Below are 8,814 nucleotides of genomic sequence, written 5' to 3'. Positions count from 1 at the left end.
TCATACATTTCCTTATATTGTATTTCTTTTTCAGATAAATTAAAAGATTATTCTGTCACGTTATAAAATTTCTTCTCTAATATTTATTACATATACTAAGCATTTCATTTAAAACTACGAAACTTTATACTATTTCTACTTATAAAGTAGATGAAAAAATATTCCACTTAAATAAAAAAACGAGCGCCTTATATGACACCCGTTTCTTTTTAATATGCACGATTCTCTTGTAACCACCACGTTATAGCATCTAACCTTGAAACATCAAACCGTATTTCTTCATTCACTTTCAAATCCTTTAAACTTTTCATAATCTCCATTTCATTCGTCTTTACATTTTTCGCCCCGATTAACTTGCAGTACCCTTTTGTAACATTATTTAAGTTTTCATAATAACGTTGGAACAGTTTAGCTATATGTAAATGTTTTTCAAAGTTTCTTCTTTTTCTCGTCCCATCAGACTCTTTCCGTTTTCTAAGCTCTTCCTCACTTGTATATAAATAAAAATATTGATCTGGAAAACCAATTTCTTCGTTAATTATCTTTTCTTTATAAAAGTTTTCTATTAAAGATAACGGCTGATTAAATATATCAAAATGGAAACACCAATTATAACTAAGTGGCTGATAAATATCACCATCAAGTATTACTAACTCATATTGCTGCGACTTCTGTATTGCTATTTTCCAGCGCTCTACTTGTTTTTCAAAATACCATGTTCTATGTTCATTTTTTGGTCTTTCAAATAATAGATTAACTTCAGGTATAATAAATGCACCGTAATTTTTTTCTAATTCACGACATGTTGTACTTTTACCAACAGCGCTCGCTCCCTCAAACGCTACAATCCCCATATTTTCTCCCTCTTTCATTAGCTAATATCTCGTTGTTTCACTTTTCGCCCCCATAACTGTTTCCATAAAACGATTGAAGCGATAGAGAGCATTATTGTTGTAATGATACTACCTTCAATACCAAATGAGCCTCCATGAAGCACTTCTGACCCATTTGTTACAGGTTTAAATAGTGGTGTTGAATATATCGTCATGCCACTAACTGCAAAACCATAGACATTATATTGTGCCCAATTCCAAATGGAATGCCATGCACAAATCCCCCAAAGACTACTGTCCTTTAATACGTAAAAAGCTGCAAATACACCAACTAATATTATATTCGATATTGAAAGAATTGTAATACCTGGATTAAGTAAATGAAGAAAACCAAATAAAAAGGACGTCACTATAATCCCAACCCATATACGACTTCTAACAGAAATAACTGGAAACAACCAGCCTCGTACAATAATTTCTTCCGTTGCACCTTGTATTAAAAAAGCAATTAAAGATCCTACAATACCAAATATGGCGGTTGCCGTAATTTGTTGCATTTGTAGTTTTACAATACCTGTTAATACAAGTACAATTACTGGTATTGAAATGAAGACAAATCCTATTAACGCACCTCTCAAATACTGTCTCATCCATTGCACTTTCCAAAAACCAATGGATGAAAATGACCTTTTCTCTACAAACCTAATCCATAAAAAAATAAAAAATATAGCCCCACCAAACGTTAATATCATCTCAATATTACTATAAATTGCCTTTACAAATGATGTATCTGCTTTCGGTAAAAACAGCATAAACAACATGAAAAATTCACCTAAAGTTAAAAATACAATTGCAAGTATAACAGCGAAAATAGGATGAACTTTTCTTCTTCCTTCTTTTGCTGCTTCAATTATTTTAAATTGTTTATTTAGCAATATTCTATCCTCCTTATTATTGTAATCATCTGTATTCTTAAAATATATATCGTTTCCCTTAAACATATTTTTTAAAATAAATGATTTCTGTTTGGAATAAATTCAGATTAGGAATAATATATAAATAAAAGAGATGTCTTCGTGCTTTTTACCAGTATCACCCAATTCATTCACTGGTATTACCAGCACTTGCTATTTCCCACCATTTGTTGTAAGATAGTAATTAAGGTCAATTTAGCACTATACTTTCTTTGCATATTATCAAGTATCAATCAGGAATGTTTTGTACTCCTTATGGATTTTTGATAATATGTGAACTTTTATTTTCAATCGAATAAGGCCGATCATATTGTAATCTTTTTAAATTTTAGGAGGCATTACCATGACATTAACAGGTAAAGTAAAATGGTTTAACAGCGAAAAAGGTTTCGGTTTCATCGAAGTTGCAGACGGTAGCGACGTATTCGTTCACTTCTCAGCTATCACTGGCGACGGCTTCAAATCTCTTGACGAAGGTCAAGAAGTTAGCTTCGAAGTTGAAGACGGTAACCGTGGACCTCAAGCTAAAAACGTTGTAAAGCTATAATTCAATCAATAAAAAGGTTGTTACCAGCTCGGTTAACAACCTTTTTAATATATAACTAAAAATTTTTACATAAAAGGAGTGGTTACATGTATCGCAATCGAAAGAACGATGTAGCAGAAGTACCACCAGAACAAACCCCTGTTTGGGAATGTGAATCAGAGGATTGTTTAGGATGGATGAGAAAGAACTTTTCATTTGAAGAAGAGCCTAAATGCCCTTTATGTAAAAGTAGTATGAAAAGCGGAGAACGTTTATTACCTAAAATAGGTTGATTTTTACAAGCCCCTCTTATTTTAAATAAGAAGGGCTTTTTTATTAATAATGAATATCCTCTACATCTGTTCGTACAATAGAATACATTAATGCATCGTGTTGTTTATTTCCTTGATGAATGTATCCACGTAACAGCCCTTCTTGTTGAAAACCTAATTTAGATAACATATTACAAGAAGTTATATTTTCAGGATATGTAATAGCTCCAATTCTAAATAAGCCTAAATCTCGAAATCCATAAGTAATAATTTCTCGAGCAGCTTCAGAAGCATAACCATTCCCCCAATAACGAGGATGCAAATCATATCCAATCTCTGAGCGTTTACTCCAAAGTTGTAAATTATTTAATCCAATTGTTCCTACTAAATTATTTGTGTCTTTTAATACAATCCCCCAACGCATTGCCTTTTTCTCAAAGTAATTTTTTGAAAAAGATTCAATCATACGTGAAGCTTGTCCAAACTCAGTAAAAGAATTCATACCGTAATAACACGTTACCTCATCTAATGAGAATATTTCATATATTTTTTGACAATAAGATTGTTCTATTTCAACTAAGCGCAAGCGTTCTGTTTCTAACATAGGAAATACCATAGGATCACTCCTTTCTCTCTACTCATTTATTATAGCAGAAAAAGTATTTATAATTAGGAAAGTCCTTAATGTCCCACAAATCAAATATTTCTAGCGATGTTTATCCTATTAATAATATATAACTTCGTTGTATTTATTAATTCCCCTCTAAAAACCACCCCTAATTTACACCCTCTCATGTTAAAATATAGAAAAACAGTAAATATTTCTTACGGAGGTGCTTAAACTTTATGTATATTTTCATTGGCTTATCCCTCTTGCTCATTTTACTCATTTTTTTATTCGCAAAAAAATTCACACCAAACTCATTTATGATGACAAGTTTTAAAGGAAATAGCTTTAAGACATTTTCAGTTGGTATATTAATCGCTGCCACACTCTCTCTTTCATACGGAATGTATCACGCAGCAACATATCAACCTAGATATTTAGATATTAAATTGCAAAATCAAAATTTCACTGTTTTTGGTAATGTTGGTGAGTTTGGTTATTTCTCAGAAGAATTACTAAAAAAAGATGCAGAAGTTGAACTGTATTTTGTCTCTTGGGAAACAATACAATTAAATAATCCAGAAATAATAGTAGACTACCCTTCAGGCAAACAGGAAACATGGAAGCCTAATATAACATTAATTCCTACAAATAAATTAAAAGAAAAACATAGTATTAAAGAACTTTATCGGCTCTCACCGTATTCCTTTGAAGAATCTGGAAAAATAACATTAACTATTAAAGAGAATAAAGCCAATCACAAAAAGATTGTAATTAATGTTAAATAATTACAAATAAAATGTCCCTCCATTATGTTGGAGGGACATTTTATTTACATATGTATTCAATATTATTATTTTGACTGTTCATTCAATGTCGTAATTATTTCATTGGCAGTATTCTTTCCGTTTCCAATACAAGCACCAATTCCTACACCGTAATATGAAGCACCAGCTAAGTATACATTAGGATAAAGCACGGCCAATTTTTCTTGTAATGATTGAACAGCTTGATTATGTTCTAAATGATATTTCGGCATTAAATCTTTCCAATTTGTAACTTCAATTACTTCCGGTTCACCTTTAATTCCGAGGCTCTTTTCAATATCATATAAAGCAACTCGTACTAATTCTTCTTCACTATAACTTTTGATCGTTTCATATACTGGATTAGTGCTCTTATAAAACATTCTTACTAATAGCTTTTGTTTACCAGATGTATGTTTCCACTTCCTGCTTGTCCATGTGCAAGCATCACAATGTAAATCACTGTTTTCCGTTACGATAAAACCTGTGCCGTCAGCCGGTAGTTGTTCATCTAGTATGTCAAAACCTAAGTAAATACTTATAAGCGTTGAATTTTTAAATTTATTAAAATGCTCATTTAACTCATTAGACTGTAATAACGTTTGTGCGATATCATGTGGAGCTGCTAAAACGACATAATCAGCTTGTATTGTCTCATGATTTGCAAAAGAAACCTCATACCGAGCCCCTTTTTTACTTATCACTGTTGTTACAGCACCTTTATTAATGACAGTCTCCGTCAGCACTTCTTCTAAGCGATTAATAATCGTAGATAGTCCACTTTTAAATGATACAAACTTTTTATTTCCTGCTGACTGAAATTGTTTTTTATTCTCTTCAAAACCTTTAATAATACTTCCATATTTATTTTTATACTCAAGTAAATATGGTAACGTAGATGCCATTGTAAGCTCATTCAATTTACCAGAATATACACCTGAAAGCACAGGTGCAACTTGTCTTTCCACTAATTCTTTCCCTAAAAAGCTTTCTAAAAATACAGCAAGTGATGTATCCTTTGTAAACTCCTTATTTTTCGTAATAAAATCTTTTAAAGCAACGATTTTCCCTTTTTTTGAGACTAGCGTACTGCTAAATAATGATTCAACACTCATAGGAATCCCAAATATAGTGTCAGCAGGAATTGGATGTAATATGTTATCAGAGTATATGTAAGAAATACCTGTTTCGTTATATACCATTTCATTTTCTAAATTTAAATCTTTTACAAGCGGCAAAACATGTTCATTACGAGCTACAATAGAATCTGCTCCAGATTCCATAATAAAATCATTTTCTTCCACACTGTGGATTTTACCACCTAAATACTCTTCTTTCTCAATAAGGATTAAATTTAAATCTATATTATAATCCTTCTTTAATTTTTCTAAATAAAACATAGTAGAAAGTCCAGTAATACCTCCACCGATGACAACGACTGTTTTCATATTTGCTGCGCCCCTAACCGATACAATTAATAATTCCTTTATTATTATAACCAAAAATTATCATAGTCGACTAGCAGCTTGCGCATTCTGTAAGAAATTAGACAATATATATGAATAAAAAAGAACTATAACACATTCAACTCACGTCATAGTTCTTTCTATTTTAAAAACATAAACCAGTTTATTAATTTGTCAATTTCTTGGCTGAGTGCTATTACTTTTTCATGTTGAAGTCCATAATTTGAGACTAGATTCAATAATTCTTCTTTTTTCAATTCAATTATTTTTTCTAACTTCACTAATTCCATGTCGTCTTTATTCGCTCCAATTTCAAAATATATGTATTTTAGTATAGCCTACTTACATAATAAGTAAAAGTCTCATGCTAATGTAAAATCTTACATATTTGAAAAAACAATATACTACTAACAAAAAAAGAGACTTAAACTAAGCCTATTATTACAGGTCATTATAATTTTCTACCATTTTTTATAAATATGTTAGTTTATGAATGTGTACCATTTACTATTAATTTAAAGTTAGACACTTTTACTCATTAATAATACAACAGAATTTCTCAAATGTTTTATCTTTATATTCTGGAACCCTTGTTAAGTGATCAAAATAACTATATGAAAATTTAAATATGTGCCCAAAATCCCAATTAGATTCACTGTAGTCTTTAAGCCAGAATGCATTATCTAGCGGAAGTGTATCAACTTGTTTTGCTTTTGTGAGAGGTAAACGATCTACAGGAGAATTCAATATTATTTGGGCATTCGGCATTAAATTGCGACTTTTTCTAAGTACATAAACTAGCTTTAATAGTGGTTTTATTCCTCGTTGAAATAATTCTATATGCCCTAAGTCATATAATACATTAATCGCATGTGAAAAGGTAAGCATATGGCCAATTAAATCGTGATGTGATTCCGCCTTATATATAACATGAAATTTTGATAACTCATTTAAAATAAATTTTGATAATTGCTTTGGGTTTTTAATTTCACTTTGAATCTCATCATTACTTATACTTAATTGCTTTACTTCTTTAGTTGTAAAACCAATCCAAGACCTACCGGGAATTGTTTTTTGAAACGATAATATAAGGTTTGCTATATTATTAATATCTTGCTCACTCCCCCAATGACTTAACTCCTTAATGGCTAGTAAACTTAAAGAAGCGTAAATTACATTATGACCAACCCAATGGAGTTCATCAATCGTTTGTTCCAAAGATTTGATTATCGTTTCTTCAGCACTTTGATAATTGACACCTTGTTTATTATCAATTGTTTCGCCTAACCTTTGCTTATGGAGCATCATTTTCGCTTGAGAATAAATGTTACAGGCAATTTTTTCATCAATGTTATTGTTTTTAGTAAAAAAATAACTAGCAATTGCAGCTGCTCCAAAATGTGCATGCCAAATATCATTTGTTTCTTTTTTACACTGAGATATAATTGAAAGCCCATCTTTTAATACATTTATATTTTCCATCTCTATTATCCCCTCTAAATCCTAATAAAAATGGCTTTTTAGCATCTACAAAGTTGCCAAAAAGCCAGGTAAAAACTCTCGAAACATTTCTACCTTAGCTTAAGGAAGGTGTTAACACAAATAAGATATGATTCATCTCATCACTCTTATTCAAAAATCTATGCTTCACATTCGGTGGAATACGCACAACATCTCCTTCTTCTAAAAAATATTCATTCCCCTCAAGTTCCACATACACTTCACCCTTCATTACAACAGCAATTTCTTCTTTATCTTCGTGAGAATAATGACTTTCTGTTGTATTTGCGTGTTCATTTAAATCCATCATTAGCATTTCAATGCGAGCTTTCATAAAGTCTGGTGTTAACACATCATAAACAATATGATCATTATTTTCTCGATATACTTTTTTCCGATCTTTCTTCTTCGAAATAAGCGTGTCTGTATCAATATCATTAATAAAAAGAGTAAATAGCGGTACATTTAATGCTTTCGCTATTAATTCCAATACATTTAAAGAAGGATTGGCATGTCCTCTTTCAATTTGACTAATAAGTGAAGTACTGATTCCTGCATAATCAGCAAATTCACGAATTGTCATATTATTTTTCTTACGATAACTTAAAACAGTTTGACCTAGTCGATAATGAATCATTTTTAAAATTTCCTTTCGTCCATCATAATACATCTTTCGTCCCTTTTGTGCTGACATACTAAACAGTGGCAATTAATCCTTCCTTATTTCAGCTTAGGCTTATATACTAACTTTTGTACATTATATTATATACTGTTTATTATAATAAACAACCAAACGGAGGGACAAACTTTGAAATCACCTATTCTTTCATATTTCATCTTATTTTTCGGCGTGTTCGCCTTATCAACTTCAGCAATCTTCGTAAAAATAGCAGATGCCCCTGCAGCAATCACTGCTTTTTATCGATTATTGTTTGCTACGGTAATTCTTTTACCGTTTCTAATATTTAATACAAACAATCGAAGCGAACTTCGCTCATTATCAAAAAAGCAATGGGGATTTGGACTCTTATCTGGATTATTTCTAGCAGCTCATTATGTCCTATGGTTTGAATCATTACAGTATACTTCTGTAGCAAGTTCTACAGTTATCGTAACGTTGCAACCTTTATTTTCAATGGTCGGTGGTTATTTTTTATTTAAGGAACGGTTTACGAAAGGTGCGATTATAGGCTGCCTTATTGCAATTTCAGGAAGTATCGTGATTGGGTGGCAAGATTTTCAAATTAGTGGCGAGGCTTTATACGGCGATATTTTAGCTTTTATTGCTGCTGGCGTCATAACAGCTTACTTTTTCATTAGTCAACATGTTCGTAAAGACCTATCCCTAATACCGTACTCGGTAATTAGTTATGGCAGTAGTTCACTCTTTCTCGGTATATTTGCTTACACACAGCAGTCATCTTTCTTCAATTACACTGCACAAACATGGTGGTCCTTTATAGGTCTTGCATTCATTGCAACGATTTTAGGACAAACAATTTTCAATTGGTTATTAAAATGGATGAGTGCTACGGTTATCTCGATGAGTATTTTGGGAGAAACAATTGGAACTTGTATGCTAGCCTATTTCATTTTAGATGAAACAATTTCTTTACAGCAAGGACTAGGAATTCTACTTATTTTCATTGGATTAGCATCATTTTTATTACAACCGAAACAATCAAATCACAATTTATAAAGTGAAACTTTAATCAGTGGGGGTTTTGTTCATCCCCCGCTGATTATTAGCCTTCACCAATCTGGCGTTTACGGGCAGTTTATCTCCCACCTAACTTCTTTGCTCCAGCCGAATTTTGAGGTGGGATTTTT

General features: G+C 31.6%; 11 protein-coding genes. 4 read left to right on the top strand and 7 right to left on the bottom strand.

Annotated features, from left to right (window positions below):
* Positions 1 to 209 precede the first annotated feature (209 nt).
* Both V7038_RS26445 and V7038_RS26440 read right to left on the bottom strand, forming a co-directional pair.
* Positions 210 to 872: an AAA family ATPase gene (locus V7038_RS26445; RefSeq protein ID WP_335695875.1), complete on the bottom strand. Its 663-nt coding sequence runs from the start codon at positions 870 to 872 to the stop codon at positions 210 to 212.
* Positions 872 to 1,768 (bottom strand): CPBP family intramembrane glutamic endopeptidase, encoded by an 897-nt coding sequence (locus V7038_RS26440; RefSeq protein WP_002127344.1) that lies wholly within the window; start codon positions 1,766 to 1,768, stop codon positions 872 to 874. The genes V7038_RS26445 and V7038_RS26440 overlap by 1 nt, the downstream gene beginning before the upstream one ends.
* Positions 1,769 to 2,150: 382 nt before the next feature.
* Between V7038_RS26440 and cspD the strand changes: the two genes are divergently transcribed.
* Both cspD and V7038_RS26430 read left to right on the top strand, forming a co-directional pair.
* On the top strand, positions 2,151 to 2,354 hold the full coding sequence (cspD, locus tag V7038_RS26435) for a cold-shock protein CspD (protein ID WP_002012849.1): 204 nt from the start codon (positions 2,151 to 2,153) through the stop codon (positions 2,352 to 2,354).
* An 86-nt stretch (positions 2,355 to 2,440) separates the two neighbouring features.
* Positions 2,441 to 2,626, top strand: a complete 186-nt coding sequence (locus tag V7038_RS26430; RefSeq protein WP_000286202.1) for a cold-shock protein — start codon at positions 2,441 to 2,443, stop codon at positions 2,624 to 2,626.
* 43 nt (positions 2,627 to 2,669) lie between these two features.
* Here V7038_RS26430 and V7038_RS26425 read toward each other — a convergent pair whose 3' ends face one another.
* Complete coding sequence (locus V7038_RS26425) at positions 2,670 to 3,221, bottom strand: GNAT family N-acetyltransferase (protein WP_002031946.1); 552 nt, start codon at positions 3,219 to 3,221, stop codon at positions 2,670 to 2,672.
* Positions 3,222 to 3,451: 230 nt separating this feature from the next.
* On the opposite strand from V7038_RS26425, the gene V7038_RS26420 reads away from it, so the two are divergent.
* Positions 3,452 to 4,000, top strand: a complete 549-nt coding sequence (locus V7038_RS26420; protein WP_002127343.1) for a hypothetical protein — start codon at positions 3,452 to 3,454, stop codon at positions 3,998 to 4,000.
* Positions 4,001 to 4,065: 65 nt separating this feature from the next.
* Here V7038_RS26420 and V7038_RS26415 read toward each other — a convergent pair whose 3' ends face one another.
* The 4 genes from V7038_RS26415 to V7038_RS26400 all read right to left on the bottom strand — a co-directional run bounded on the left by V7038_RS26415 (position 4,066) and on the right by V7038_RS26400 (position 7,678).
* Complete coding sequence (locus tag V7038_RS26415; protein WP_335695874.1) at positions 4,066 to 5,466, bottom strand: protoporphyrinogen oxidase; 1,401 nt, start codon at positions 5,464 to 5,466, stop codon at positions 4,066 to 4,068.
* A 158-nt stretch (positions 5,467 to 5,624) separates the two neighbouring features.
* Positions 5,625 to 5,774: an aspartyl-phosphate phosphatase Spo0E family protein gene (locus V7038_RS26410; RefSeq protein ID WP_002012842.1), complete on the bottom strand. Its 150-nt coding sequence runs from the start codon at positions 5,772 to 5,774 to the stop codon at positions 5,625 to 5,627.
* Positions 5,775 to 6,015: 241 nt separating this feature from the next.
* Positions 6,016 to 6,966: a hypothetical protein gene (locus tag V7038_RS26405; RefSeq protein WP_335695873.1), complete on the bottom strand. Its 951-nt coding sequence runs from the start codon at positions 6,964 to 6,966 to the stop codon at positions 6,016 to 6,018.
* A gap of 94 nt (positions 6,967 to 7,060) precedes the next feature.
* Positions 7,061 to 7,678 carry a helix-turn-helix domain-containing protein gene (locus tag V7038_RS26400; protein WP_199661251.1) on the bottom strand — a complete coding sequence of 206 codons (618 nt, stop codon included), beginning with the start codon at positions 7,676 to 7,678 and terminating at the stop codon, positions 7,061 to 7,063.
* Between the two features lie 114 nt (positions 7,679 to 7,792).
* Between V7038_RS26400 and V7038_RS26395 the strand changes: the two genes are divergently transcribed.
* Positions 7,793 to 8,683 (top strand): DMT family transporter, encoded by an 891-nt coding sequence (locus V7038_RS26395; protein WP_070128356.1) that lies wholly within the window; start codon positions 7,793 to 7,795, stop codon positions 8,681 to 8,683.
* The last annotated feature ends 131 nt before the right edge of the window (positions 8,684 to 8,814 follow it).

This window comes from Bacillus sp. JJ783, assembly GCF_036963225.1.
Taxonomy (GTDB): domain Bacteria; phylum Bacillota; class Bacilli; order Bacillales; family Bacillaceae_G; genus Bacillus_A; species Bacillus_A cereus_U.
The sequence above is the reverse complement of the archived record's forward strand: the minus strand, read 5'-3'. Positions and strand labels throughout refer to the sequence as shown.

Bases quoted from the DNA above. Each gene is read 5' to 3' on its own strand.
- V7038_RS26425 (WP_002031946.1), bottom strand. From the start codon at position 3,221: ATGGTATTTCCTATGTTAGAAACAGAACGCTTGCGCTTAGTTGAAATA.
- V7038_RS26415 (WP_335695874.1), bottom strand. From the start codon at position 5,466: ATGAAAACAGTCGTTGTCATCGGTGGAGGTATTACTGGACTTTCTACT.
- V7038_RS26400 (WP_199661251.1), bottom strand. From the start codon at position 7,678: ATGTCAGCACAAAAGGGACGAAAGATGTATTATGATGGACGAAAGGAA.
- cspD (WP_002012849.1), top strand. From the start codon at position 2,151: ATGACATTAACAGGTAAAGTAAAATGGTTTAACAGCGAAAAAGGTTTC.
- V7038_RS26405 (WP_335695873.1), bottom strand. From the start codon at position 6,966: ATGGAAAATATAAATGTATTAAAAGATGGGCTTTCAATTATATCTCAG.
- V7038_RS26420 (WP_002127343.1), top strand. From the start codon at position 3,452: ATGTATATTTTCATTGGCTTATCCCTCTTGCTCATTTTACTCATTTTT.
- V7038_RS26445 (WP_335695875.1), bottom strand. From the start codon at position 872: ATGAAAGAGGGAGAAAATATGGGGATTGTAGCGTTTGAGGGAGCGAGC.
- V7038_RS26410 (WP_002012842.1), bottom strand. From the start codon at position 5,774: ATGGAATTAGTGAAGTTAGAAAAAATAATTGAATTGAAAAAAGAAGAA.
- V7038_RS26430 (WP_000286202.1), top strand. From the start codon at position 2,441: ATGTATCGCAATCGAAAGAACGATGTAGCAGAAGTACCACCAGAACAA.